Annotated in this window: 24 protein-coding genes; 11 read left to right on the top strand and 13 right to left on the bottom strand. The window is 56.9% G+C overall.

What is annotated here, in order from left to right; all coding sequences use genetic code 11:
* Window position 1 precedes the first annotated feature (1 nt).
* Window positions 2–1,165 carry a hypothetical protein gene (locus ACR0CE_RS12960; RefSeq protein ID WP_480832809.1) on the top strand — a complete coding sequence of 388 codons (1,164 nt, stop codon included), beginning with the start codon at window positions 2–4 and terminating at the stop codon, window positions 1,163–1,165.
* Here the strand turns inward: ACR0CE_RS12960 and ACR0CE_RS12965 are convergent.
* Both ACR0CE_RS12965 and ACR0CE_RS12970 read right to left on the bottom strand, forming a co-directional pair.
* Window positions 1,162–4,761, bottom strand: coding sequence for a flavoprotein (locus tag ACR0CE_RS12965; RefSeq protein WP_480832811.1), 3,600 nt, complete (start codon window positions 4,759–4,761; stop codon window positions 1,162–1,164). The two genes, ACR0CE_RS12960 and ACR0CE_RS12965, sit on opposite strands and share 4 nt — an antisense overlap.
* 316 nt (window positions 4,762–5,077) lie before the next feature.
* Complete coding sequence (locus ACR0CE_RS12970; RefSeq protein ID WP_480832813.1) at window positions 5,078–6,655, bottom strand: DUF5928 domain-containing protein; 1,578 nt, start codon at window positions 6,653–6,655, stop codon at window positions 5,078–5,080.
* A gap of 143 nt (window positions 6,656–6,798) precedes the next feature.
* On the opposite strand from ACR0CE_RS12970, the gene ACR0CE_RS12975 reads away from it, so the two are divergent.
* Window positions 6,799–7,617, top strand: coding sequence for a sulfotransferase family protein (locus tag ACR0CE_RS12975; protein WP_209599235.1), 819 nt, complete (start codon window positions 6,799–6,801; stop codon window positions 7,615–7,617).
* Between the two features lie 127 nt (window positions 7,618–7,744).
* On the opposite strand, the gene ilvD is transcribed toward ACR0CE_RS12975, so the two are convergent.
* Window positions 7,745–9,577 carry a dihydroxy-acid dehydratase gene (ilvD, locus tag ACR0CE_RS12980; protein WP_480483874.1) on the bottom strand — a complete coding sequence of 611 codons (1,833 nt, stop codon included), beginning with the start codon at window positions 9,575–9,577 and terminating at the stop codon, window positions 7,745–7,747.
* Window positions 9,578–9,685: 108 nt separating this feature from the next.
* On the opposite strand from ilvD, the gene ACR0CE_RS12985 reads away from it, so the two are divergent.
* From ACR0CE_RS12985 to ACR0CE_RS13000, 4 genes are all read left to right on the top strand, one after another.
* Window positions 9,686–10,249, top strand: a complete 564-nt coding sequence (locus ACR0CE_RS12985; RefSeq protein ID WP_480483875.1) for a helix-turn-helix domain-containing protein — start codon at window positions 9,686–9,688, stop codon at window positions 10,247–10,249.
* Entirely contained in the window at window positions 10,246–10,515 is a 270-nt protein-coding gene (locus ACR0CE_RS12990) for a CBU_0592 family membrane protein (RefSeq protein WP_480483876.1), read from the top strand. The genes ACR0CE_RS12985 and ACR0CE_RS12990 overlap by 4 nt, the downstream gene beginning before the upstream one ends.
* Before the next feature lie 93 nt (window positions 10,516–10,608).
* Window positions 10,609–11,463, top strand: a complete 855-nt coding sequence (gene sseA, locus ACR0CE_RS12995; protein WP_480488175.1) for a 3-mercaptopyruvate sulfurtransferase — start codon at window positions 10,609–10,611, stop codon at window positions 11,461–11,463.
* A complete protein-coding gene (locus tag ACR0CE_RS13000) occupies window positions 11,463–12,647 on the top strand; it encodes an amino acid aminotransferase (RefSeq protein ID WP_480488174.1) in 1,185 nt (394 codons plus the stop codon). Before sseA ends, ACR0CE_RS13000 begins: the two co-directional genes overlap by 1 nt.
* A gap of 71 nt (window positions 12,648–12,718) precedes the next feature.
* Here ACR0CE_RS13000 and ACR0CE_RS13005 read toward each other — a convergent pair whose 3' ends face one another.
* Window positions 12,719–14,044 (bottom strand): ammonium transporter, encoded by a 1,326-nt coding sequence (locus tag ACR0CE_RS13005; RefSeq protein WP_480832816.1) that lies wholly within the window; start codon window positions 14,042–14,044, stop codon window positions 12,719–12,721.
* A gap of 33 nt (window positions 14,045–14,077) precedes the next feature.
* Window positions 14,078–14,416, bottom strand: coding sequence for a P-II family nitrogen regulator (locus ACR0CE_RS13010; RefSeq protein ID WP_209507249.1), 339 nt, complete (start codon window positions 14,414–14,416; stop codon window positions 14,078–14,080).
* A gap of 259 nt (window positions 14,417–14,675) precedes the next feature.
* On the opposite strand from ACR0CE_RS13010, the gene ACR0CE_RS13015 reads away from it, so the two are divergent.
* Complete coding sequence (locus ACR0CE_RS13015; protein WP_480832818.1) at window positions 14,676–16,850, top strand: transglycosylase domain-containing protein; 2,175 nt, start codon at window positions 14,676–14,678, stop codon at window positions 16,848–16,850.
* A gap of 75 nt (window positions 16,851–16,925) precedes the next feature.
* On the opposite strand, the gene leuB is transcribed toward ACR0CE_RS13015, so the two are convergent.
* The gene (leuB, locus tag ACR0CE_RS13020; RefSeq protein ID WP_209507247.1) at window positions 16,926–18,029 is read right to left on the bottom strand and encodes a 3-isopropylmalate dehydrogenase; all 1,104 of its coding nucleotides are present in this window, start codon (window positions 18,027–18,029) and stop codon (window positions 16,926–16,928) included.
* A 91-nt stretch (window positions 18,030–18,120) separates the two neighbouring features.
* Between leuB and ACR0CE_RS13025 the strand changes: the two genes are divergently transcribed.
* Complete coding sequence (locus ACR0CE_RS13025; protein WP_267364240.1) at window positions 18,121–18,648, top strand: redoxin domain-containing protein; 528 nt, start codon at window positions 18,121–18,123, stop codon at window positions 18,646–18,648.
* Window positions 18,649–18,651: 3 nt separating this feature from the next.
* Here the strand turns inward: ACR0CE_RS13025 and ACR0CE_RS13030 are convergent, their stop codons facing one another.
* Window positions 18,652–19,545, bottom strand: a complete 894-nt coding sequence (locus tag ACR0CE_RS13030) for a LysR family transcriptional regulator (RefSeq protein ID WP_209599231.1) — start codon at window positions 19,543–19,545, stop codon at window positions 18,652–18,654.
* Window positions 19,546–19,629: 84 nt separating this feature from the next.
* Here ACR0CE_RS13030 and ACR0CE_RS13035 point away from each other — a divergent pair, with 84 nt between their 5' ends.
* Complete coding sequence (locus ACR0CE_RS13035; protein WP_480832819.1) at window positions 19,630–20,532, top strand: Rossmann-fold NAD(P)-binding domain-containing protein; 903 nt, start codon at window positions 19,630–19,632, stop codon at window positions 20,530–20,532.
* On the opposite strand, the gene ACR0CE_RS13040 is transcribed toward ACR0CE_RS13035, so the two are convergent.
* Window positions 20,529–21,557, bottom strand: a complete 1,029-nt coding sequence (locus ACR0CE_RS13040; RefSeq protein WP_480832821.1) for an endonuclease/exonuclease/phosphatase family protein — start codon at window positions 21,555–21,557, stop codon at window positions 20,529–20,531. The genes ACR0CE_RS13035 and ACR0CE_RS13040 overlap by 4 nt on opposite strands.
* On the bottom strand, window positions 21,554–22,384 hold the full coding sequence (locus ACR0CE_RS13045) for a hypothetical protein (RefSeq protein WP_480483884.1): 831 nt from the start codon (window positions 22,382–22,384) through the stop codon (window positions 21,554–21,556). The genes ACR0CE_RS13040 and ACR0CE_RS13045 overlap by 4 nt, the downstream gene beginning before the upstream one ends.
* A 105-nt stretch (window positions 22,385–22,489) precedes the next feature.
* Between ACR0CE_RS13045 and ACR0CE_RS13050 the strand changes: the two genes are divergently transcribed.
* Entirely contained in the window at window positions 22,490–22,693 is a 204-nt protein-coding gene (locus ACR0CE_RS13050) for a hypothetical protein (RefSeq protein WP_480492785.1), read from the top strand.
* A gap of 24 nt (window positions 22,694–22,717) precedes the next feature.
* Here the strand turns inward: ACR0CE_RS13050 and leuD are convergent, their stop codons facing one another.
* Genes leuD through ACR0CE_RS13070 form a run of 4 tightly spaced genes read right to left on the bottom strand, consistent with a single transcriptional unit; the run spans window position 22,718 to window position 25,499 of the window.
* The gene (gene leuD, locus ACR0CE_RS13055; protein ID WP_480483885.1) at window positions 22,718–23,323 is read right to left on the bottom strand and encodes a 3-isopropylmalate dehydratase small subunit; all 606 of its coding nucleotides are present in this window, start codon (window positions 23,321–23,323) and stop codon (window positions 22,718–22,720) included.
* A gap of 41 nt (window positions 23,324–23,364) precedes the next feature.
* A complete protein-coding gene (locus ACR0CE_RS13060; protein ID WP_480483886.1) occupies window positions 23,365–23,907 on the bottom strand; it encodes an HdeD family acid-resistance protein in 543 nt (180 codons plus the stop codon).
* A gap of 37 nt (window positions 23,908–23,944) precedes the next feature.
* A complete protein-coding gene (gene leuC, locus ACR0CE_RS13065; protein ID WP_480832823.1) occupies window positions 23,945–25,348 on the bottom strand; it encodes a 3-isopropylmalate dehydratase large subunit in 1,404 nt (467 codons plus the stop codon).
* Between the two features lie 43 nt (window positions 25,349–25,391).
* A complete protein-coding gene (locus ACR0CE_RS13070) occupies window positions 25,392–25,499 on the bottom strand; it encodes an isopropylmalate isomerase (RefSeq protein ID WP_209507277.1) in 108 nt (35 codons plus the stop codon).
* Between the two features lie 104 nt (window positions 25,500–25,603).
* On the opposite strand from ACR0CE_RS13070, the gene ACR0CE_RS13075 reads away from it, so the two are divergent.
* Entirely contained in the window at window positions 25,604–26,956 is a 1,353-nt protein-coding gene (locus tag ACR0CE_RS13075) for a mechanosensitive ion channel family protein (protein ID WP_480832826.1), read from the top strand.
* The last annotated feature ends 34 nt before the right edge of the window (window positions 26,957–26,990 follow it).

The following is a 26,990-nucleotide window of genomic DNA, read 5'->3' on the forward strand; positions in this document are numbered from 1 at the left end:
AATGAGCGTTGAAAGAAAGGTGTGGCTGATTTCTGGCTTGTTGACCCTTGGGCTTGGGGGTCTCTTGCTCAAACTTTGGATCGAACTGAATCATTTTGAGGGTGATCCCACTCAACTTCCGGATCAGGCATCAGTGGACGCATATCTGGAAAAACTGGATGCCGTGCCGGATTACCGCGTTAAAACGGGGATCTTCTTAAAATCATTCAGCTTTCTTGGTGCCAGCGACGTGCAGGTCACCGGTTACGTCTGGCAGCGCTACATCACAGGTGTTCATGATGAGATCCGTCCGGCCGAGGGTGAGATCGGTTTTCTTCTGCCGGAAGCGGTCGATACAGCAAACGGCCTGATCGAAGAGGCCTATCGGCTACCGCAAAAGGATGGCCTGCTGATCGGGTGGTATTTTGAACAAACCCTTCGGCAGAGTTTTGACTACACCCGCTACCCCTTTGATCACAAAACGGTCTGGGTGCGCTTCTGGCCCGCATCTTTTGCCATCAATGTTGCGCTGGTTCCTGACTTTGAGGCTTATTCCGCGACCGGCCCGGATGATATTTTCGGCATCGACAGTCAGATCGTGATGGGCACGTGGGAACGCGAGAACACCTATTTCGACTATAAGTTGTCAAGCCTGGATACGACGTTGGGCATCGCTCAGAACGCCTATCAAACCAACATGCCCGAGCTGCATTATAACTTTGTCATCAAACGCAATTTCGCAAACGCGTTCATCGTGCACATGGTCCCGCTGCTTGTCGTGACAATGCTGCTGTTTGGGGCGCTGATGACCGTCACGCGCCGCGAGGGGCTGGCCGATCGGCATGACTTCAGCACGTCCAGTGTAATCGGAACCTGCTCGGTTCTGTTTTTCGTGATCCTGTTGGCCCATGTGCAGCTGCGTGAAGGGTTCGCAGGTTCTCCTGTGATCTATATGGAGTCGTTCTTTTTCCTGATGTACTTCATGCTGCTGGCAGTTTCGGTCAATACATACCTGTTTGCGTCCGACGTTGAGACGTCGTTGCGGATCATCCACTATCGGGACAACCTTATTCCCAAGGCCGGGTTCTGGCCGTTCGTGCTGCTTTGTATGGTGGTGATCACGGCCTATAATCTCAGTTCCAAGGAAAGCCCGAAACCTCCACCAGTCAGCACAGCGGAAAACTAGATAGCCGGCTCGAATCCGGGCTTGGGTTCACCCTGCGCCATATCCAGTGTGTAGTCGCTGATGACATCTGATTTTCCGTCACGCCAGTTTTGCATGTACTTTTCAGGATCGGCGATCACATAGGCGTAGGCGGGTTTCATCACCCCATCCAAGATCACGTTGATCTTCTTGCGGATATAGACGTTCTTGGACGAGCCCGGACCATGATAACCTTCCAGCTTGTCCAGCTCGTGCAGGCCCGATTCCGTCACCCGGTAAACCTCTCCGCTTACTTGTTTGCCCATGCCCTGCTGATCGACAAGGGTCGCCATTCGGTGCAGGAAGCCACAGTTCGGATTGTCGCAGTACGGTTCATTTGGAACGATCAGGGGCATTGGTTGCCGCGTGCGGGCAGGCCCGACGAAGTCATTCAAGACCCGGCTGTGTGCCTCATGGTTCGGGAACCCCTGTTTCAGGGAGCCGTATGTGAAATACAGATAGGTGGGTTCCTGGATGGCAACAAAGGTTTCGTCACGGCCCTGTTCCGCGTCTTTAATCTTAAGGTTGTGGTCCTGCGCCCAAGCATCCAGCATGCTTCGGATCTCGGGCGGGATATCCATGCCCTGAACAAATTCAATGCACGAGGTTGCATCCATGCCTTTGGCGCGCAACAGGATGTCGACCATCCTTGGGGCTTTGTTCATCACAGCCACATGCAATGCGGTGAAACCGTGATCGTTGACGATATTGACGTCGATATCGCGGTCGATCAAATCCTGCGCCGCTTCATAGTCGGGCTTGCCCAGATCGTGACCACCTTCGTTCAATTCGCCTTCGCCACCGGCCGCATAATGCAGCAATGAATCGCCGTGGGCTTCGTCCACGATATTGATGCCCACGACACCTTCATCGATGGCGCGGAACACACGTTTCCATTCATTGATATCGTCAGCGGCGGCAGCCTCTCGGGCCCATTTGCACACGCGGTATTTTTGGTCGTCCAGTTCTTCGAATGCCTCGCCCAGTGCCTCCATGATCTGGTCGGGAGTGGCCATCATTCCAATCCCCATCCGACCGTTTGACAGCCGGCCTTCCCGGGGACCTATGAAATCAATGCCCAGCGTCTTCAGTCTTGCGACATTGTTCTGGGTGGTGATGTTGTTCCACATATTCGTGTTACAGGCCGGGCAAAGGATCACGGGCTTCTTCTGGTACTGCCACGCCACAAAGACTGAGGTCAGAAGGTTATCGGCGATCCCGTTTGCCACTTTGCCCATGGTGTTGCAGGTGATAGGAGCGACGATCACGCAATCGGCCCAGTCGCATAGCGCCAGATGAGACGCTCGCACCGGCATGTCGAATTCCATGTAACGGAAGTTCCATTCATCATCGTCGCGGTAGTAGTCGTTATGGGTGATCTTGGCGTCGATCCGTTCAGCGCCGAAGTCCCGAAAGAACTTTTCGGCCGAAGTGGAAGGGATCAGTTTGACATTGTGTCCGGCGTCGACGATGCGCTCAACCAGTTCGGGGATCTTGTCTGCCGCTGATGATCCGCAGGCACAAAGCAGCACGTTGCGTTTGCCGCTGCTTACCTGGTTCATCACACCTTTGGGATAGCCGAACATGTTCTTGTTCAGGCTGGGCGTCTCTTCAAGCTTGGAAACGGGAAGACCCGCTTCGATCATGCGGTCCTGAAGGTGACCCGCCTTGATCATGTCCACAATGTCTTCCAGCTTTTCGCCTTTGCTGATGCATTGGCCTTGGAAAAACAGGTAGGGAACTTTGGGTTTTTCACCTAAAGATATCAGCTGACGTCGCATCTTTATCGCGTTGGGGTCGCGACCGCCCACATCTACCTGCTTTACGCTGGTCGCACCGATGTTCGAAAGAACACTTCTGAGCATGTAGGACCATGGGTCTTCATCTTCATAAAACAGAACCATGGGGTTGTTCCGGATAATGCTGGTGACATCTCCGGGGTCTTCGGGCGGCTCAACCGTTTCGATCACCAGCAACGCCGGGTTTTCCAGATCGCGCAGCCCGCGGAAGATGTTGCCGCGAGGGGCTTGCCAGACCTGTGACGTTGCGGGGCTCATGTCGACGATCGTCACAAGGTCGGTTGCTTCATCATATGCGATACACAGGCACCAGAATTCTTCGAGCAACGCGGTTTCCCGGTAAACGTTTACCGGTGGGCGGATGGCTTCGATCCCGGTTACCCGATTAAAGTCGATATTGATCATCAGGTGACGGTCCGTAATGGCGTCCAGGCCCTGAAGTTGCATCTTGAACCAGTCTTCGGGTGTATCGATCGATGTATCCTCGCGCGTTCCGAAACTGCGAAGTGAACTGCTCAGGTGCACGTTTTCGGACCCGTTCAGGTATTTCTGGGCCATGTCGTGCATGTCCGCGGCCGTGGCCACCCGTGAGACAACATCCGTGAAAGAGGCTTCGGTGGCCCGCAGCAGCTCGTCTTCGTCCACCTTGTCGTCGCCGTGAATGGCGAGGCTTTCCACCAAAACACCCAAGGAGTTCATGTTCGGAGTGGCGCGGCGGAACAGGTTGCGCCGTTTCTTGGGGTCTTTCGCCAGATAGAGTGTGCTGTCGACATAGTTGCATCGTTGCTTGAATGTCTTCAGATGCGTTTTGACTGCGGCACGCGCCGAGAAGCGTAAAATACCACGCGACCGCATCGAGGTTCCATCACGGTCCGACATCGCCTTCCAAAGCCGGTCTGCGGTTGTAACCCAAAGCTTGCCGTATTTCTCAGGATGTACGTCCATCATGTGCACCAGCCCAGTGCTTGGGTTGCACTTGGCGATGACGGCAAAATGCCCGCCCGGCATATTCGCTTTGCCATGGGCGACGCCGACCTGAAAATTCGCAACCAGAATATCGTTGTCACCACCCAGCCGGTTGGATTCGTCAATCGCATCCAGCAACAGCTGCACGTTTGTCGTGTCCTCGTCCATGAAATAGGCCTGAACCTGAACACTGTCCCGCAAGCCCTGCGAATGAATGTAGGTACAGGCGACGTCAAACAGCTCACCCAGTGAGATACCGTCATTGACGACGAAAGACGAAGGCAGCGCGCATTCACGGAAAATGTCGTTCACTTCGCAACTGAAGCCCAACGCGGACATGCTGAGGGCGGCAGCCGTTACGCTGCAACAATTGATCGGCTGCTGGAAGTTCTGCAATTGAACACTGACCAGATCGCCGAACATCGTGGCGAAGCAGGGTTGCCGGATTTCCTCTGGTATCTGACGCCAGTTCTCGCTGGACAGAAAAGCCAGCCGCGATCCGTCCAGCGCAAGCGCTTCGAGGCTGACGGGAATGTCTGATATCTGAAGGTGCTCTTCATAGAAATAGTCACCGACATCCGCGCTGGCCAAAGGGTTTCCATTCTGCCGCAGCTGAACCACACCGCGCAGAACTACATACATGCCGCTTGCCGGCAGAACCGTGTTGTCGGTCACCTCGATACATTCGAAATGAGGGTTAATGACAGATGGGTCGGCAATCTTGGCCTCGCCCGGCAGAACCTTGTATATCAGGTTCCAGTCTGCGTCGTTTGGGATATATGATCTGGACGTTTCAATTTGATCTATTAGCACAACTGTTCCCCCCGAAGTTGCGTTTCAAATGTCTAAGTGCGGCCAGCCGGGGCTTTCGGGTTTTGCGATGTGCAGATACCCGTCATTCTGAATAAAGGGCGGGTCTGTTTTTGCCTGTCACTGGCCAGGGCCGGCCTGCCAAAGAAAAAGTATAAGCAAATTGGCCCAATTGGCTGCACAGTATCCGATTTTTGAATAAAAATCACGATGGCAGTGATGTTGGGTTTAGGCCGTCCGCTCCGGCAGGCAAATATGCGGTGCACCCTATGCACCGAAGGGGGCCGGAAAGCTGTCGGATTTCTGGCTGATCTTCCGTTTAATCGGCGAACAGGTAGTCCAGCCGCATCACCGCGCTGGCCTTTTCTTCGTCCACCCCTAGAAATTCGGATATGACAGCTACGTTTTCGGCGCGCTGGGCGGTTTCCCGCAGTCGCAGGTAATTGTCCAAACCGGCGGCGCGGATTTGTTGGGACTCGTAACTCAGATCGTTGCGAAGTGTCGGCAGCAGATGGGAAACAGTCTCGACCGGGCTGTTGTCCCCCGCCAAGCCGACGCGGCGCGCATGTCCGATCAGGTATTCGTCCGAATATTCGCATTCGATCTCAAGCACATGGGTTTTGGCCTGATCACCGCTGAAATCCTGAACTACGTCCAGATTGGCCGGGTCGAGGCACAGAACCAACTGGTTTGATCCGAAACTTTCGAAAAGCATTCGTACAACGGCCCGCCGATGGCGCGAGCGCTTGGTCAGCGTCGTTTCAATACCGCCCAGATCAGGCAGTTGAGTTTCCTCTTCGTTAAACAGGTATTCGACGCAGGGGATATCTGTTTCAGACGCGATCTGATCGACCAGCCTTTTGGCGACATGCCACTTCTTGCACACGATCACAAACAGCTCTCGGTCGGGGCCCAGAACACTTCCGGCCTCCCAGAAACGTTGCCCGAACCGGCGCCCGATGCGCCCCCGGCCGGCCAGAAACGCATACAGACTGCGCCCCTCGTTCGAGATGGAAAAATCGATGCCCTCACTCGCGTAAAGTGAGCCGAGACGCTCTTTCAGCTCATGCGCCTCTGGGCTGATCTTGCGGGCAAACAAATAGTCCTGACCCAGAAGCATGTCATAGTGATCGTTGTAGAACGTGACGGGCATTCCATAATCCGAAAACATCAGAAATGTCGGTGTACGGTTTTCGATTTCGCCCTTCGGGATCAGGTGGCGTACCAGCGTTTGAAAGAAGGTTTCATCGGGTATCCAGGTGGTCGCAAAAAACCGGATCACGTCCCTGCGCTGTCGCAGGAAGTCCAGAATCATCTCGACCGTTCGGCGGCGCAGACACCACCACTGGCTGCCGATCATAACCTGAAGGTCTTCGGGAATTTGCCGCGTCAGCCCGAAACGCTTCTGCGTTTCATAGGCGGCGTAGAACAGTTTCGGCTGGGTGCGTTCATTGAAATAATGGCGATAGATCAACCGGTCTTCTTTCATGCCGGTCTTGATCCAGTCGCTTTCGAAAAAGTCGTGGCTTTCGATGAAATCCTTGTCGTGATCATCCAGAAACCGATGGGTGTATTCTGCCGTTTTGATCGCCATGCAATCACCGGACAGCATGTAAAAATGCGTGGCGCGGGGGAAGGTTTCGACGGCGGCCTGCAAGGCGTTCAGCGTGGCCTGCACCAGCGACCATTCTCCCCAGCCGCATTTGATACGCCTTTTGGCAAAGGTCACGTTCGAATTTTGACCCAGCGCGGAACGAATGCGCCCGTAGGCTTCGGCGCTGGCACGGGCGTCAAAGTGGATAGCCATGCAATCGCCCGCAGCGGTCAGCTGTTCAGCCTGTGCAATGATTGCATCAGGGTCCTTATGGCACAACAATATATAGGCAATCTTCGCCATCGAGGTTAGGTAATTTCCGTTTCTGCCCGGTTTCAACCGTGATACTGAGGATGAGCGATTGAATAAACAGAATAATTTTGGTTCCTTGTTATCAAAAGCTGGCATATCGGTTTGAGACCAGACCAGCGTAGGAGGCACAGCAGATGGGTTTTCCCGGTACCTGGATGACCGAGAGCGAAAGCATGGTGTACCGCGTCGTGCCCAAATGCGCCTGCTCGACCATTGGGCAGATCATGTATTATTCGGATCACGGCCAGTTCTTTGACGGTGACATCCATGACGCCAAGGATGGTATGCACAAATGGGCCTTTGATCAGAGCCAGGATCTGATTTCCAAAAATGTGCGCGATCATGCCTCGTATTCCTTTACCTGTGTGCGCAACCCATACACGCGTATTCTGAGCTCGTTTTTCGACAAGATCTGCGGGATTCAGCGCAACGGCAAACGGTATCGTGGCAATCTGGTGCCGACGCTGATCTACAATTACGGGATCGAGGTGGGCGGTGACGATGGCAAGGGAGAGTTTGACCAGATCGCCAGCTTTCGCCGGTTCCTGCTGTTTGCGCGGGATACCATCCGCTGGCGACGGCCGATGGACCCGGATATTCACTGGTCAGCCATGTCTGGTCACGTGTCGACCTTCATCGTGAATGGTGGTCGTTATGATCGGATCTTCTGGACCGAAGCGTTCAACGACGGGATGCAGGGGGTTCTGGATAATACCAAGCTGAAGCATTCAGTTTCGCTGTCCGAAATACCCCGGTTCAACGAATCCGAAGGCCATGGCCCCAAGCGCGCACATCCGGTTGAGGACTATTTCGACGACCTGTCGATGCATCTGGTCTATGAGATCTACAAGCAGGATTTCGAGTTGTTCAAATACGATTTCGAAAACCCGGCCAACAAGATGCCGATCGGCGAAATCGATCTGGACGAAATTCACGCCAAGCTGGGCGATTGATCTTAAGGCTGGATGCCTCGTCCTCTGTCAACGTTTCTTGCGAAACATCTGCTCTGGTTGGCCCGAGAGCGCCTGTGCATGATCGGCTTACCGGTCGGCCGCGTCAGCAGACCGGTAATGTGTCAGTTTAGACTTGGCGTACGGCACCTTTTGCCGCGCTGGTGGTCAGCTTGGCATAGGCCTTCAGCGCAGTAGACACCTTGCGTTTGCGCGGCGCAGCAGGCACCCAGCCTTTTACGTCCTGTGCTTCGCGCCGGGCGGCGAGCTCTTCATCTGAGACGGCCAGATGGATCGAGCGGTTGGGGATGTCGATTTCAATTGTGTCGCCATTCTGGACCAAACCAATCTCACCGCCTTCGGCCGCCTCGGGCGAGACATGGCCGATCGACAGGCCGGACGTGCCACCCGAAAACCGCCCGTCGGTCAGCAGGGCGCAGGCTTTGCCAAGCCCCTTCGATTTCAGGTAGGATGTCGGGTACAGCATTTCCTGCATCCCCGGACCGCCACGCGGGCCTTCATAGCGGATCACCACAACATCACCCTCTTTCACTTTGCCGGTCAGGATGTCGCTGACCGCCTGATCCTGGCTTTCGCATACATAGGCCGAGCCGGTGAATTGCAGGATATTGGCATCCACACCAGCGGTTTTCACGATACAGCCGTCGCGGGCGATGTTGCCGAACAGAACCGCCAGACCACCGTCCTGACTGAACGCGTGTTCCTTGGACCGGATCACGCCGCCCTTGCGATCGGTGTCGAGTTCCTTGAACCGGTTCGACTGGCTGAACGCCTGTGTGGTGCGCACACCGCCGGGGGCGGCCTTGAACAGCTCCTGTGCCTTGGGGTTGTTGGCAATGGTGATGTCCCAGTTGGCAATCGCCTCACCCATCGTGGCCGAATGCACCGTGCTGCATTCGTTGTGCAGCAGGCCCGCGCGGCTGAGCTCACCCAGGATCGAGAAGATACCACCGGCACGGTGGACGTCTTCCATATGCACATTCTCGGTGTTCGGTGCGACTTTGCAGAGGCAGGGAACGCGACGGCTGAGGCGGTCCATATCGGCCATGGTGAAGTCAACCTCGCCCTCATGTGCGATGGCCAGCAGGTGCAGCACCGTGTTGGTTGATCCACCCATGGCGATATCGAGGCTCATGGCATTTTCGAACGCATCAAAGGTGGCAATCTCACGGGGCAGAAAGCCTTTTTCGTCCAGATCGTAATGGCGCTTGGTAATCTCGACGATCCTGCGGCCGGCTTCAAGGAACAGTTCTTTGCGGTCTGCGTGCGTCGCCAGAGTCGAGCCGTTACCCGGCAGGGCCAGACCCAGCGCCTCGGCCAGACAATTCATCGAATTCGCGGTGAACATGCCCGAACATGAACCACATGTGGGGCAGGCGTTTTCTTCGATGTGCTGAACCTGTTCGTCGGTGAACTTGTCGTTCGCAGCGGCCACCATAGCGTCCACAAGGTCAATCTTCTTGGCTTCCAGATCGGCGATGTCGATCTTGCCCGCTTCCATCGGACCGCCTGAGACGAAAATGGCCGGGATGTTCAGACGCATGGCGGCCATCAGCATGCCGGGAGTGATCTTGTCGCAGTTCGAAATGCAGACCATAGCGTCCGCACAATGGGCGTTGACCATATATTCGACCGAATCCGCGATCACTTCGCGTGAGGGCAGCGAATACAGCATCCCGTCATGGCCCATGGCGATACCGTCATCCACGGCGATCGTGTTGAACTCTTTCGCCACGCCACCTGCGGCTTCGACCTCGCGCGCGACCATCTGGCCCAGGTCCTTCAGATGCACGTGACCCGGCACAAACTGGGTGAATGAGTTGACGATGGCGATGATCGGTTTGCCGAAATCGTCGTCACCCATACCTGTGGCCCGCCAAAGGCCACGTGCGCCAGCCATGTTGCGGCCATGGGTAGAGGTTCTGGATCGGTACATTGGCATGATGCTGTTTTCCCTGTTGCCTCGGGTTGCATAATTCGGGGTTCGTACGTTATAGCGCACGTAGCACATGTGCGTTATAACGTACAAGGTAAATCGCAGGGCGCGGGTATGGCTATGGACGACATTACGCTGAAATTACGGGATGTGCGGACAGCTTCGGGGTTGAGCCTGTCCAAAGTCGCCGAGATGACCGGGGTCAGCAAAGCCATGCTTGGCCAGATTGAGCGCGGCGAATCGAGCCCAACGATCGCCACGCTTTGGAAAATCGCCAAAGGCTTTCAGATACCGCTCAGCGGGTTGATCGACACAACGCTGGGCGATCCATCGGTCTTTCAGACTGTAACCTTTCCCGGCAGTATCGAGGTCAAGATCGTCTTTCCCTTCGATCCCGCACTGGGAGCCGAGACTTTTCACGTGAACCTTGCCGCGAACCAAAGCCACGAATCCCCGGCTCATGCCGCCGGGGTGACCGAGGAAGTATTTGTCCTCAGCGGTACTTTGGAAATTCTGCGTGGCGAGGAATGGGTGCCCTTACAGGCCGGGCAGGGGTTGCGCTTTGCTGCGGACCTGCCGCACGGGTATCGCGCCGGTTCGCAAGGAGCCGCGTTTCTAAACATGCATCACTATGCGCAACACACTGAATCTCCTGAAAATGGCACGGCCCAGATATGACGGCTATCTTTGACACACTTACCATCGTGGATGCCATCGGCTCATTCGGGGCGCTGATCGTGGTGGCGGCGTATTTCGCGACGCAGATGCGGATGATGAATTCCGATGACCTGGCCTTTCCGGTGATCAACCTGCTGGGGTCTGTCCTGATCGTCTTTTCGCTGCTTGAGAATTTCAATCTGGCCTCGATGCTGATCGAAGGGTTTTGGATTGTGATCAGTGTCATCGGCATCATCCAGCATTTCCGCCTGCGCAAGGCGCGATAATTCCTGAGGTCAACAAGCGCTAGCGCTATCCAGCCTTGAACGCCCATGCCACGGGGTATAGGGAAACCCCAAGCTCGCTTAGGGGAGGCTTTGATGCAGGACGATCCAAAAACCCTCGTATCCACCGAATGGCTGGCCGCGCATATGAAAGACCCGGATCTGCGGATTCTGGACGGGTCGTGGTATTTGCCCGCGCAAAACCGTGATGCCAAGGCCGAATATGATGCCGGGCATATCCCCGGAGCACGGTTCTTCGATATTGATGAGATATCAGATCACCGTTCCGACTTGCCTCATATGGCGCCACCGGTCGAAAAATTCATGTCACGCCTGCGGGCCATGGGTGTCGGTGATGGTCATCAGGTTGTGGTTTATGATGGTGCCGGGCTGATGTCCGCAGCGCGCGTTTGGTGGCTGTTCCGTCTTATGGGGCAGGAAAACATCGCGGTTCTGGATGGGGGTTTGCCAAAATGGCAGGCCGAGGGGCGCGAGATCGAGGATCTGCCTCCGGTCATTCGCGACCGCCACATGACCGTTCGCGTGCAAAACCAGCTTGTCCGGGACGTCACGCAAGTTTCCGCCGCCGCCAAGCTGGCGGATCACGAAATCATCGATGCCCGCTCGGCCGACCGATTTGCCGGAACCGCACCCGAGCCGCGCGAAGGGCTGCGTTCGGGCCATATTCCGGGCTCGCGCAATGTGCCCTTTGGGCAGTTGTTGAACGCCAACGGAACAATGAAGTCGCCCGAGGACTGCCGCGCCATATTCGAGGCTGCAGGCGTCGATCTGTCTAAGCCGGCGATCACCTCTTGCGGTTCGGGTGTCACGGCCGCCATTCTCAGCCTTGCGTTGGAACGCATGGGCAAGAAAGACCACTCGCTTTATGACGGCTCCTGGGCTGAATGGGGTGCCTTCCCGACCCTGCCCGTCGCAACCGGAGAGAACTGATGTTCGAGAACCTGAAACCGCAGCCCGCCGACAAGATTCTGGCGCTGATGCAGATGTACCGCGAAGACCCGCGTGATCAGAAGATCGATCTGGGTGTTGGTGTTTACAAGAATGCCGAAGGCGTGACGCCGGTGATGCGCGCGGTGAAAGCCGCCGAACAGCGCATCTGGGAAGAACAGGAAACCAAGGCCTATACCGGTCTGGCCGGTGATCCGGCCTATGCGGATGCGATGATCGGATTGATTTTGGGTACTTCGGTGCCGCGTGGCAACATCGCCGCAGTGGCGACACCCGGAGGCACCGGCGCCTGCCGTCAGGCGTTCGAGTTGATCCGGATGGCGAACCCTTCGGCACGTGTGTTTGTGTCGAACCCGACCTGGCCCAACCATCTGTCGATCCTGAATTACCTGGGGATGGAAACCGTTCAGTATCGTTACTTCGATGAAGAGACCCGGGGCGTCGATTTCGATGGGATGATCGCAGACCTGAAATCCGCCAAAGCGGGTGACGTGGTTTTGCTGCATGGCTGCTGCCACAATCCGACCGGTGCCAATCTGAACATGGTGCAATGGCAGGAGGTTGTGAACCTGATCAATGCGCTGGGCCTCGTTGCGATGATCGACATTGCCTATCAGGGTTTCGGTGACGGTCTGGAAGAGGATGCGCAAGGCGTGCGGCTGGTGGCCTCATCGGTAAAGGAATGTCTGATTGCGGCGTCATGTTCCAAAAACTTCGGCGTTTATCGCGAGCGCACCGGGTTGCTGATGGCCGTCAGTGACAACGCGGCTGAAACGGCGTTGAATCAGGCCACGCTGGCGTTTTTGAATCGCCAGAACTATTCCTTCCCGCCTGACCACGGCGCGCGCGTGGTGACGACCATTCTTATGGATGAGGCGTTGCGGGCAGACTGGGCAACTGAACTGGAAGAGGTTCGGCTGTCCATGCTGGGCCTGCGCCAGCAATTGGCTGACGAGTTGCAGCGTCTGGCCGGATCCGACCGGTTTGGGTTCATCGCCCAGCACCGCGGAATGTTCTCGCGTCTTGGGGCGGCACCGGAACTGGTCGAGAAACTGCGCGTTGAACACGGTATCTACATGGTCGGCGACAGTCGCCTGAACATTGCCGGGCTGAACGCAGCGACTGTGCCGATTTTGGCCAAAGCAATAGTGGATGTCGGGGTGTAGACGCAGACGCGACATTTGAAACGAAAACCCGGGCGCGAACGCCCGGGTTTTTTGTCAGGTGAAGGCAAGGCTTAGCCTTTCGAGAATTCGGGGTATGCTTCCATTCCCAGTTCAGCCATGTCGAGGCCGTTGATCTCATCCTCTTCGCTGACACGGATGCCGACGGTGGATTTCAGGATCGCCCACAGGATCAGTGCGCCGACAAAGGTGAAAACGCCGTATGCGACGATGCCCAGTAGCTGCGCGCCCAGGCTTGCGTCACCGTAGAAGACGACGGCGATGGTGCCCCAGATGCCACAGAACAGGTGGACCGGGATGGCACCGACAACATCATCGATCTTGAACTTGTCCAGCATCGGGACCGCGAAGACCACGATAATACCACCCACGGCACCGATCCACAGGGCACCGAACAGGGTTGGGGCCAGCGGTTCGGCCGTGATCGAGACCAGACCCGCCAGCGCGCCGTTCAGCACCATCGTCAGGTCGGGCTTCCTGTACAGAACCTGAGTCAGGATCAGCGCTGCAACCGAGCCCGAAGCAGCCGCCATGTTGGTGTTGGCAAAGATGCGTGACACGTCCGATACATCACCCACTGTTCCCATCGCCAGCTGCGAGCCGCCGTTGAATCCGAACCAACCCAGCCACAGGATGAACGTTCCCAGGGTCGCCAGCGCCAGGTTAGAGCCGGGCATCGGGTGAACTTTGCCATCTTTGTACTTGCCGATCCGCGGACCTAGGATAAGGGCCCCTGCCAGCGCAGCCCAGCCACCGACCGAGTGTACGATGGTCGAACCGGCAAAGTCCGAGAAGCCCTTGGCATCCAGCCAGCCGCCGCCCCATTTCCATGAACCGGAAATCGGGTACATGATGCCTGTCAGCACGATGACGAAGATCAGGAAGGGCCAAAGCTTGATCCGTTCCGCCACGGCGCCGGAAACGATGGATGCGGTCGCGGCCACGAACACAAGCTGGAAGAAGAAGTCTGAACCGACCGAAGCATAGTCCAGTGCCGCATCCGCCGGCGCAACACCAACCGCATCAAGCGTTGTGGTCGAGAAGAACGGGCCAAGCCAGCCCGTGATGGACCAGCCGTCGCCGGGATACATCAGGTTGAACCCGATCAGCCAGTACATGATTGCGGCAAATGAAAACAATGCCACGTTCTTGATCATCTGCATGGCAACGTTCTTGGATCGTACCAGACCGCCTTCCAGCATGGCGAAACCTGCGGCCATGAAGAAAACAAGAAAGCCCGCCATCAGAAACAGCAGCGTGGTAAAGATATACTGGGTGTGCAGTGCCGCTTCGCCGGTTGCGGCGGCCTCTTGCGCAAGACCCATCTGCGGCAGCGCAACAATGGCGGCGGCAGGGATGAGAGATTTCATCAGGTTCATTGTCAGTCCTCGAATGATTGTGAGTGGGCGCACTTACAGCGCGTCCTCGTTGGTTTCCCCGGTACGCACACGCATCGCCTGTTCGACATCGAGGACAAAAATCTTGCCGTCACCGATCTTGCCGGTTTTGGCGGTTTTGGTGATGGTCTCGACGATCTGGTCGGCCATTGTCGCAGGCACCACGATCTCAAGCTTGATCTTGGGCACGAAGTTCACCGCATATTCGGCACCACGATAGATTTCGGTGTGACCGGACTGTGAGCCGAAGCCCTTGATCTCGGTTACCATCATGCCGCGCACGCCAGCCTCGGTCAGTGCTTCGCGCACCTCCTCCAGCTTGAACGGCTTGATTGTCGCAATGATCAGTTTCACGTCTTTCCCCTCTGATTGTCCGGTGGGACCGGCTTGTTTGCACCTGCAGAAAAAAAGCGCGCCGCGGCGCAGTAAGAAACGCTTTCGGGGCCAAAACCTGTCGGAAAATAATGCGAAGTTGCACAATTTTTGCACAACACAGCCGTTGCGACTAATAATTGAGCACTATAGAGAGGGGAAATTCCGGAAATTCGGACCTCTACATACTGCGGTTGTCGAGGTATGGTGACCAAAAAGTATAACCGGGCAGAGTTTGAGCATGACTGAGTCCAAGCGCCGCAAGCCGACATTGGTCGCGGATAGACGGTACCCTTCAAAGGGCCGAAAACCGGCGGCGACCAAAAGCGCGGCGGGCAAGAAATCGACGGCGCGAAAAACGGCCACGCGCAAAACCACACGCAGGAAAACCCGCAAGTCATCAGGGGGCAAAGGCGGTGGTATCTTTCGCCGTTTGTTCCGGTGGATCTGGCGGCTGATCTGGGGCCTGACCTGGCGTGTCGGTGCGATTTCGGCCATGCTGCTCGCGCTGGCGGTGGGTATCGTCTACGCCACGTTGCCGGATGTGGATGCCTTGCTGGATGGGCGTGCGCGGGGGTCCGTGACCTTGCTGGATCGTGACGGCAAGGTCTTTGCCTGGCGTGGTGATCAGTTTGGTGGCGTGATCACGGCCGATACCGTGTCTCCGCATCTGAAAAACGCGGTTGTCGCAACCGAAGACAAACGATTTTACCGGCATTTCGGGGTCAGCCCGCGTGGTGTCGCCAGCGCGGTCAGCATCAACCTGAAAGAAGGCCGCGGGCCTTTGTCCGGGCATGGCGGATCGACGATCACGCAACAGACCGCGAAACTGCTGTGTCTGGGTGTTCCCTATGATCCCAGCGATTGGGATTCCGAGGCCGCGTATGAGGCCGACTGCCGTCAGGGTTCCTTGTGGCGCAAGGCCAAGGAGGCTGTCTATGCGCTGGCAATGGAGGTGAAATACTCCAAGGACGAGGTCCTGACGATCTACCTGAACCGCGCCTTTCTTGGCGCAGGCGCGCGTGGGTTCGAAGCCGCAAGCCAGCGCTACTTTGGAAAATCTGCCGCCGAGGTTTCGCCCGCAGAGGCCGCGATGCTGGCTGGTCTGCTGGTTGCGCCTACACGCTATGCGCCGACCAACAACCTGCAACGGTCTCAGGATCGGGCGCGGCTGGTTATCGGTCTGATGGAGGATCAGGGATATCTGACCGCCGCACAAGCCAGCGAAGCGCGTACGCGCCCGGCGCAACTGTCTGAAGCGGCTGCAGCCCGAGCGGGCGGCTATTTCGCAGATTGGGTTGTTTCGGAACTTCCCAGTTATTTTGGTGATAACACAACCGAAGATGTTGTGATCCAGACGACTTTGGATCAGCGGATTCAGCGATCGGCGGAAGAGGCTTTGCAATTCATCTTTCAGGAAAAGGTGCGCGAAGGCTCCAAGGCGCAGGCGGCCATCGTGGTCATGTCCGCGGACGGGGCGGTGAGAGCCATGGTCGGCGGCCGAGAAACACGGGTTGCCGGGGTGTTTAACCGGGCCACCATCGCCAAGCGCCAAACTGGTTCGTCCTTCAAACCTTTTGTCTACGCTACCGCGCTGGAACTCGGCTATTCGCCGCTGGATACGGTAATGGATGAACCTTACTGCGTGGACATTCCCGGGTCCGGTCAATGGTGCCCCAAGAACTATACCAACAAGTATTACGGGCGCGTGTCACTGGCGGATGCGCTGAAGAACTCGCTGAATATTCCGGCGGTGAAAGTTGCCGAGATTTCAGGCTTGGATAACGTCCGCACCGTGGCCAGTGGTTTTGGCATTGCCAGCGATCTGGCGCAAGGTCCGGCCTTGGCGCTGGGTGCGTCGGAAAGCACGCTGATTGAGATGACGGGGGCTTATGCAGGTATTCTGAACGGCGGCTCTGCCGTTGAACCTTATGGCCTGACCGAGCTGAAGCTGCTGGGGGATGAAGCACCTGTCATGGTTACGACAACCGGTATTGGTGAGAGGGTCGTTAATGAGACGGCAGCCAAACAGTTGACCTGGATGATGGAACGTGTGGTGTCCGAAGGCACAGGTGGACGGGCCAAGTTGCCCGGCTGGCAGGTGGCGGGCAAAACGGGCACAACCCAGGCGGCGCGGGATGCATGGTTCATCGGGTTTACTGCGGATTACGTAACCGGCGTTTGGATGGGCTACGACGACAACACGCCCCTATCTGGTGTGACCGGTGGAGGTTTGCCCGCGGAAATCTGGAGAGAAACCATGCTGCGAGTCACCGAAGGGATGACACCGACACCCTTGCCGATGATGGCACCAGCGCCGCCGGTTCAGGTCGCACAGCCACAACCGCGCCGAAAGCGCGGAGGCTTTGCCGATGATATCAACAATCTTCTGAAGAATATTTTCGGTGGAAACTAGAGCCTTCTCTGAGGGAAAAAACGAAAAAAGGCGGTGCATCGGGCACCGCCTTTTGTCATTTCGCTGTTTCGTGTTTCAGACGCTGGCATCCAAGGCCGCAAGGATCGCGTCGCCCATTTCAGTGGTTGATACGGGCTGAACGCCCTCATCTGCAAGCAGGTCGCCGGTGCGTACACCATCGGCCAGTACTTTCTCGATCGCGGCCTCCAGACGATCCGCTTCTTCGCCCTGATCAAAGCTGTAGCGCAGGGCCATAGCAAAGCTGAGGATACAGGCGATCGGGTTGGCTTTGCCCTGACCGGCGATATCCGGGGCCGAGCCATGGACGGGTTCATACATTGCCTTGGGCCGACCATTAGCCATCGGCGCGCCCAGAGAGGCCGAAGGCAACATGCCCAGCGACCCGGTCAGCATCGCGGCGCAGTCGGACAGGATGTCACCGAACAGGTTGTCGGTCAGGATCACATCAAACTGTTTCGGTGCGCGCACAAGCTGCATCGCGCCGTTGTCAGCGTACATATGGCTCAGCTCAACTTCGGGGTAGTCCGCTGCGACGCGGGTGACGACTTCGCGCCACAGGATGCCCGATTCCATGACGTTGGCTTTTTCCATCGAGCACAGCTTTTTGTTGCGGCGCATTGCCAGTTCAAAAGCCGAGCGCGCGGCGCGTTCGATCTCGGATTCGGTGTAACGCTGGGTGTTGATGCCGACGCGTTCGTTGCCTTCCTCGAAGATGCCTCGCGGCTCACCGAAATAGACGCCCGACGTCAGTTCGCGCACGATCATGATGTCGAGACCGGCAACGATGTCTTTCTTCAGCGAAGAGAAATCGGCAAGCGCGTCAAAACACTGCGCGGGGCGCAGGTTCGAATACAGGTCCATTTCCTTGCGCAGGCGCAGCAGGCCACGCTCGGGTTTCAGGCTGAAATCCAGATCGTCGTATTTCGGACCGCCGACGGCGCCCAGCAGAACCGCGTCAACCTCTTGCGCCTTTGCCATGGTCTCATCGGAAAGAGGCTTGCCGTGGGCGTCATAAGCGGCACCGCCCACCAGGTCCTCGCTCACGTCAAATTGAAGACCACGATTGGCACCGAACCAATCGATGATTCTGCGCACTTCGGCCATAACTTCTGGGCCAATTCCGTCTCCGGGCAGGATGAGGAGCGAGGGGTTGGGCATGAAGGGTCTCCTTGCGTTTTGTTGCACAGGCCCTAGCGTCTGCGCAGCATCGGGTCAATGAGACAGACCTGTCAAAACACAAGGAAAACACATGCTGACACCCGGAAATCTGGTTCCTGCGCTGAAAATTGAAACTGTCGCCCATGGCAGTTTCGACCTCGAGACCAACAAGGGCGAAAACGGAACGCTGGTGATTCAATATCGCGGATTGCATTGCCCGATCTGCATCAGGCAGATGACCGAGGCCGAGGCGGCGCTGGACGATTTCGCGGCGCTGGGTGTCGAGGTTATCATGATCACCACCGATACCGCCGAACGTGCCGCTGAAACCGCAGCAAAAGCCAATGTTTCCCGCCTGCGTGTAGGCCACAGCCTGCCCCTGTCTGAGGCACGGGAGGGTTGGGGGCTGAACATCTCGACCAGGCGCGAAGGCAGTGCCGAACCAGACCTGTTCGCAGAGCCCGGACATTTTTACATCGCACCTGACCGGACGCTTTATTTTGGGTGGCAGCAGACCACGCCTTTTGGACGTCCGTCGATGTCGGATATCGCAGGTGGTCTGAAGTTCACTTTGGGCAATAACTACCCGGCGCGCGGAACGTATACGGGCCCTCTTTGATCCTCAGAGGCTGGCCTTGAGCCCTTCTGCCAGCAAATCCCAGACCCTGCGGATACGTGGGGTCTGGCGCATGGCCTGCGGCGCAGCCAACCACACGGGCAGAACCGGGATTTCAACATCCAGCGGCAAGATTTCGACATCCGGGTCGGCTTCGGCCATCTGGACCTGACTGAAGCCAATGCCGCATCCCGCGCGGATCAGTTCCCAATAGGCGCTTTGCAGATCGCAGCGGGTCGCAAAACTGTTGCGGCTTGCGGGCCATCCTTTTTCGCGCATGGCCTTGATGATTTCCTGATTGGCGTCAAACCCCACAAGGTCGTGGGAAAAAAGTTCCTCGGGTGTCTTGGGGCGTCCCTTACGGTCGAGATAGGACCTGGCCGCGCAAAAGCATAACGGCACCTCACCCAGATAACGCGAAATGATATCCATTTGCGCGGGGCGATACATGCGAACGGCAATATCTGCCTCGCGGTACAACAGGTTTTCCGTGGTGTCGGTGGCGACCAGCTCAAGTTGAATGGCGGGTTCCTGCCTTCGGATATTCGCCAGAATCGGAGGCAGCAGATGATGCGAAGCGAAGACCGAAGCGGTGATGCGGACCGAGCCTTCAAGCTGCTGCGACTGCCCTGCGGCGGCAAGGCTGAAGGCAGTCATGGCGCTGTGCATTTGCTGCGCCATCGGCAAGAGCTGGGAACCTGCCACGCTTAGTTTCAGGCCGCGCGCGTGGCGGTCGAACAAGGATACGCCCAGTTCGGTCTCAAGGCTTTGTACTTGCCGCCCCAATGTGGGTTGGCTGCGATCAAGGTGCCGTGCAGCGGCAGACAGGGATCCTGTTTCGGCCACGGCCAGAAAGCTTTGGATCAGAGACCAATCCGCATGTGTCAGTGCTTTATCCATTCATAATTGAATACACATTCTACATTTCCCGGCAATTCCATACGTGCATTGAATGGGTAGATTGGTCTGAAACAGGAGGCATCAATGACACAAACTGCTCTGATACTCGGCGCGTCGGGCCGGTTTGGGCGTAATGCTGCAAAGGCGTTTCGGAATGCGGGTTGGACCGTGCAGACATTCCGTCGCGGGTCCGATTCTCTTTCCCAGGCGGCAAAAGGGGTGGATGTCATCGTAAACGGGTGGAACCCGCTCTATCCTGATTGGTCGCGTGAAATGCCCGACCTGACCAGACGTGTGATAGACGCCGCGTCCGAGACCGGAGCCACCGTACTGGTTCCCGGAAACGTCTATGTGTTTGGAGCGGACACGCAAGGCCCATGGTCCGGCCTTACACCGCACTTGGCCACCAATCCGCTTGGCCGTATCCGGATTGAAATGGAGGAGGCGTATCGCGCTTCAACCGTCAGAACGATCCTTCTGCGAGCAGGCGATTTCATTGACACTGAGGCATCTGGAAACTGGTTCGATCAGGTCATGATCAAGCATCTGTCGCGCAATCAATTCGTGTATCCCGGAGATCCGGAGGCCCCGCACGCCTGGGCCTATCTGCCTGATCTGGCCCAAGCTGCCGTCGCGCTATGTGAAATCCGAAAGGATCTGCCGCGGTTCTGCGATGTTCCTTTTGCTGGCTACACCCTGACCGGAGCTGAGATCGCGCAGTCTCTGAGGAGAGTGACCGGACGGGACATATCCGTGAAGCCTATGCAATGGTGGCCATTGCAGCTGGCGCGACCATTCTGGCGCATGTCTTCACACCTGATTGAAATGCGGTATCTGTGGCAGGTGCCACACCAGTTGGACGGATCGTACCTGACCGAGTTACTGGGTTCTGAGCATCAGACCGATCTGGATGATGCATTGCGTTCTGCAATCTCACCTAACCTGGTGACTTTGTCCTATGCGACCCCAGAGTCGATCATGCCTTAAGGCAGGGTGACGTCAACCCAGACCAATCGGTGCCTGCTGGCACGTAGGGCAGATTCGTAAAGCTTGTTGCCTTTTTCCGGCCACGTCACACCGGCATCCGAAATGCGCAGGTCGGCCGACGGCAACACATAATCCACGCGCATTTCACCCGTGGCCTTCCACGCGACCGTTGAGGTCGAACCTGACGGGTCTTTCGGCAGCGGGTCTTGCAAACGCGGATGGGCCAGAAGGGACTGAATGGCCTGTTTACGGCCCTCTCCACGCGTTGGGTCAAGGTTGGCATCGCCGGCGATTACGAAGGGACCTTCGGGAACTGGCCCCAGTTCACCGTTCAGTAAAACGGACCAGAGCCGGATCTCATCCTGGTTGCGCAATCCGTTTCGATCCTCGGGCCCATCGAAAACGGGTGGCGCCGCATGAAAGGTCATGAGATTGAGCCGCCCATAAGGGGTTTCGATCGGTACAACCCAATGTGCGGTCGAAGACAGGCGTTGTATCTGATGTGCCGCGTCAGACGGGAAGGGGTGCCCGTTTACGCCGGGCAGGGTGGCGCCCGGTAAACTCCGCCACAACAGCTCGGAATAATCCTGAACCTCAGCGGTGATGATTTCGTATCGCGACAACACCGCCAGCCCACCTTGACCTGTGAACTGCCCCCAGCCTTGGGCGTCGCCGGGGCCTTGGGTCTTGCCATCACCGTCCAGATCAAGCGAGGTTTCCAGCCCGGCATTGGGTTGTGCGGCAAGGTAATATCCGTAATCAAGCCCCGCGTTGCGCAGTTTCCTGGTCAGGGCGATTACAGCAGTATTGTTTAGGTCCCAGTCGATACCCTGAAGGGCGATTATGTCAGGGCGTGCCGATGCAATAACGTCAACAACGGCCAGAACCTGCGCGTCATCGCGTTGAATGTCGCGAAGCAGTAGGCCAGGACCTTTTTCGCTGAGCCCGGTATTATAGGTGGCGATACGCACGACCTCTGCCTGTGCCGCAAAGGGCAGCAATAGCAGACATAGGGTGCGGATCATGCGGCCTGTGTTGACTCGCTGGTCGAATAAGCGCGGCGTTTTTCCATGATCAAGCCCGCGATCCTAAGGGTCGCCATGCCGCGCATGATCATGCTGGCGGGCAGGAAGGCCCATGCGCTCATGGTCCAGATCAAGGTCTGTGGGTTCCCGAGAGAGATCGGGGCGATCACACTGCTCATCAACTTGATTATCGCCGGAATGAGGAATGGCAGCAGAATGCCGATACAGATGTTCAGGCGGCCATCCCGTTGAAGGCGCGTAACGACATCGCCCCCTTTGGTCGGGTCAAACAGCGGCAGGTTTGTCCAAACATTGAAGGCGCCATTTCCGGTTGGCCAACCCCGAACCCTGACCGCATAGGCAAAGCTGACAATCGTGACCAATGCCGCGACATAAGCTACGCTGGCCGTGATGCGGACAAGTTCAATCAAGGCGTGGCTGGCATCCGGGGGCAACATCAACACGATGAGGCGCACCGGAGAATAGGGGAAGTCCACCACATTTGCGACAGCCAAACCAACCGAATAAGAGAATGTGGTCAACTGCGTTGGTTCAAAGGCGTTTTTGCAGATCAGCGTCAGAAAGGTGACCATCGACATCAGGCCGACAAACCGAAGGCGATTGACCGGGGGCGCGTCGCGGAATTCGATAAAGCTGGGAAAGGCAGAATTGTATTCGGCAAAGGTCAGGATAAACGCGAGGATCGCGAGAAAGACCAGTATCTCGGTCCCGTTCGTAGATGAGACAGGCAGGTACAACGCAGGTGTCAGCACCATAAGTGCAACAAGTATACCGCGTATCGCCGCCCCTGTTGTGCGCGCAATCACTATCCGAACCCTTTTTCAAACCGGATCAGCCGATCTTTGTCGACTTGTTTCCAACTTGTGCCCGTCGCTTCGTCTGACGTTGACGGATGCCTCTTCAGCGTCAACATGAACGATAAGCGGCATTTTGCTCAAGCCGAGGTGCAGAAAACACGGGATTTCGGGCAAAAAGATGGCGCAACTGGTGCGGTATTGCATCATTTTCGACGCAAATCCGACGTGTATCTCAAATTGATATCCACATGTTGTGGTTTTCGAAAAATCAACCCCAAGAATGCGAGCGGGGCCGCCTTGGCGACCCCGTCAGGTTGAGTATCCACAGATTCGTCCCCAGAATCACACCCAGGGGCGGGCCTGACTGGCGTGATCCTCGAACTTGTCGATGTGATGATCTTTTTCCATCGTCAGCCCGATATCATCCAGACCATTCAGCAGGCAGTGCTTGCGGTGAGGATCGATTTCGAAATCGATCACGACGCCGTCCGATGTGGTGATCTGCTGGTCTTCCAGATGTACGGTCATGCGGGCGTTTTCGCCTTTATGCGCATCATCCATCAGGATCGCGTGGTGTTCTGCCCCGACAACAATCGGCAGAATGCCGTTCTTGAAACAGTTGTTGAAGAAGATGTCGGCAAAACTGGTCGAGATCACGACCTTGATGCCGAAATCCTTGATCGCCCAGGGCGCGTGTTCGCGTGAGGACCCACAGCCGAAGTTGTCGCCAGCAACCAGAATCTCGGCCTCGCGATAGGCGGGCTTGTTCAGGACGAATTCTTCATTCTCCTGACCGTCATCGTGATAACGCATCTCGTCGAACAGAACGACACCCAGGCCCGACCGTTTGATGGTTTTCAGGTGCACTTTAGGGATGATCATATCGGTGTCGATATTGATCAGCGGCATTGGGGCGGCCACCCCGTGGACTTTTTCAAACTTATCCATGTTCACACTCCTGCGGGAGAGGGCCGCGCCCAGACCCCGCGTTAAGCTTGTTTCGTTTCTTTTGGTGCGTCCTTGACGAAGAACGCCATGAAGACAAGGCCGAGCCCGTTAAAGATCATCTCGATCCCCAGCAGGATGCCCAGCAATTGCAGCAGCACTGAAGGGTCCATTGCAGCAAAGCGCCAGATCAGGATTGCAAGAACAATCGACATGATGCCCGAGACCAGCGTCGCCCAGAAATACTGTGTTCCACGCATCTGGAACGACAGGATCACGCGGGCAATGCCGCCAGCCATGAACAGGATCAGGCAGACGGTTGCCAGTGTCAGCGTTCCTTGCAGTGGGTGATCCAGAAAGGACCAGCCCAGAAACAGCATCACGACACCCATGATAAGTGACAGTATCTTGTTGCCGGTCCCTTCGACTGTGAAGCCGCCAACAACCTGCAATGCGCCCGAAATCAACAGCAATACACCTGTGAACACCGTCACGGTAATTGATGCCACGACCGGTGCGCCCAGCACAAAGATGCCGAACACGATGGACAGAAGTCCAAGCAATAGCCATTTTGTCCAGTCACTCATGTCTTCAATCCCTCAAATATCCAGTTATGAGGGTAGCTTACATCATTTCACGAACGTCTGTCAGCCGTCCTGTGATTGCCGCTGCGGCGGCCATTGCCGGGCTCAGCAGGTGGGTACGCCCGCCCCGGCCCTGACGGCCTTCGAAGTTGCGGTTTGAAGTCGCGGCGCAGCGTTCACCCGGTTGCAACTGGTCGGGATTCATCGCCAGACACATCGAACATCCTGCCAGACGCCACTCGAAACCGGCTTCTTTGAAGATATCCGCCAGACCTTCTTCTTCGGCCTGCGCGCGGACGAGGCCCGAGCCCGGAACGACCATGGCGCGCATGCCGTCCTTGATCTTTTTGCCTTTCAGAATCTCGGCGGCGGCTCGCAGGTCCTCGATCCTGCCGTTGGTGCACGAGCCGATAAAGACGGTGTCGATCTCAACTTCGCTCAGCTTCTGGCCGACTTTCAGTCCCATATACTCTATGGAGCGGCGGGCTGCATCGACTTTGCCGCCTTCGAAATCCTCGGGGTTCGGGACGGTTGCGGTGATCGGCAGAACGTCCTCGGGGCTGGTGCCCCAGGTCACGACCGGCGCGATGTCTTCGCCGCGCAGAGTGATGACCTTGTCGAAATGCGCGTCTTCGTCGGTGTAAAGCGTTTTCCACCATGTCAGAGCCGCTTCCCACTGCGCCCCTTTCGGCGCGTGCGGGCGGCCTTTGACATAGTCGAACGTTGTTTCATCCGGCGCGATCAGGCCGGCACGAGCCCCGCCTTCAATCGCCATGTTGCAGACGGTCATGCGACCTTCCATCGACAGATCACGGATCGCATCGCCGCAATACTCGATGACATAGCCGGTACCGCCAGCAGTGCCGGTCTCACCGATCACAGCCAGAGTGATGTCCTTGGCGGTCACGCCCGGTTGCAACTTGCCGGTGATTTCCACCTTCATGTTCTTGGACTTCTTCTGGATCAGCGTTTGCGTGGCCAGAACATGCTCAACCTCGGACGTACCGATGCCGTGGGCCAGCGCGCCGAATGCACCGTGGGTCGCTGTGTGGCTGTCGCCGCAGACAACGGTCATACCCGGCAGGGTCCAACCCTGTTCCGGGCCAACGATGTGGACAATGCCCTGGCGCACGTCATTCACCGGGTAGTAGTGAATGCCGAAATCCTTGGCGTTCTTGTCCAGCGCCTCGACCTGAATGCGTGATTCCGGGTTTTCGATCCCATTCACGCGGTCCGGTGTGGTCGGCACGTTGTGGTCCGGTACAGCGATGGTTTTTTCCGGCGCGCGCACTTTACGGCCTGCCATGCGCAGCCCTTCAAATGCCTGCGGGCTGGTGACTTCGTGCACCAAATGGCGGTCGATATAAAGCAGGCAGGTTCCATCATCGGCTTCGTGCGCGACATGGGCATCCCAGATCTTGTCATAGAGTGTCTTGGGGGACATCGGTCCTCTCCCGTATGTAATGAGAAATAGCTGGCGAGTTGGCTCAGGCGACGGATAGGCGCGCCAGAACCGTGCGGGCAGCGCCAAAGAACCGTTCACGCAAGCGCGCGCGATCTTCCAGATTCTGAAGTTGGGCCACATTGAGTCTCATGCGGTTCAGATATACCGCGCCCTTCCGGCAATCAAGGTTCAAAACCAGTGTCAGGCTTGCATCGCCCTGCATTGCTGTCCAAGCTGGCCCCGCAGGAGACGTGCATGAACCAAGACCTGATCCCAAGTACGCTGACCGACCTCTATAACAACATGGTTGCGGCTTTTTCCGCGCAATTCGAGAGGCTGCTTGATCTGATCGTCACGCCGGGCTGGCGACAATATCAATTGCTCATCATCCTGTTGCTGTGGGCGCTGGCTTTGCTGCTGAAATTCCTGACCCAGTCTAGATGGGATGCCTGGGCTCGTTCGCGCACGGGATGGCCGAAATGGCGGCTGCGGGTTCTGGTACAGCTGATGCGGCGGTTGGCGCTGGTCTACTTCATCCTGCTTTCGTGGGCATTGTATCTGACCATGCAGCAGCTCACCTGGCCATCGCGCAGCTATATTATCGGGGTGATAGCTACGTTGGCGGCGGCGTGGCTGGCGATAGCACTGGTCGCGAGACTGGTCCAAAACCGCACGCTTCGCCGGATTTTCAAGTGGGCAATGTGGATCTACGCAACGCTTGTCGCGCTGAATCTGACGGATGATGTCGCGGGTTTTCTTGACGGTGTCGCGATTTCCATTGGGGACCTGCATATTTCGGCTCTTGGGATTCTCAAGGCAACTTTGCTGATTGGCATCCTGCTGACACTGGCCCGTATCGGCACGCGCGCAGCCGAACGCGCATTGCAAAGCAATGACGACATAACCCCGTCCATGCAGGTGCTGCTGTCAAAAGGCATACAGGTTCTGCTTTACGGGGCAGTCTTTATAGCTGCGATCCGAACGTTGGGGTTCGATCTGACCGGCATCGCGCTTTTGTCTGGCGCCATCGGCGTGGGTATCGGGTTCGGTTTGCAAAAAGTGGTGTCGAACCTGATATCGGGGATCATCATCCTGATGGACCGCTCGATCAAGCCGGGCGATGTGATCTCGTTGGGGGATACGTTCGGTTGGATCAATGCGCTTGGCGCGCGATACGTGTCTGTCGTAACGCGGGACGGGCGCGAGTACCTGATACCAAACGAAGATCTGATTACCAACCAGGTGGTGAACTGGTCGCATTCCGACCGGTTCGTGAGATTGGATCTGGATTTTGGTACCAGCTATGACGACGATCCGCATAAAGTGCGCGCAACCGCAATCAGGGCGGTGAAGGCGGTTTCCCGGGTCCTGAGCGGCGGCAAACATGAACCGGTTTGCCACATCACCGGGTTTGGTGACAGCAGCGTGGACTATGTGCTGAGGTTCTGGATCAGCGACCCGACAAAGGGGCTGACCAATATCCGGGGCAATGTCTATCTGGCGCTTTGGGACGCATTCAAGGAAGATGGTATCTCGATCCCCTTCCCACAGCGCGAAATCCGGTTGCTGCCGGACGGCGCAACTGCGCAACAGATCATCACAGAGTAAGCGCCTGTGTGCGCCCTGCAGCGTGCATTCATTG

The sequence above is a fragment of the Ruegeria sp. L11 genome, from assembly GCF_056531755.1.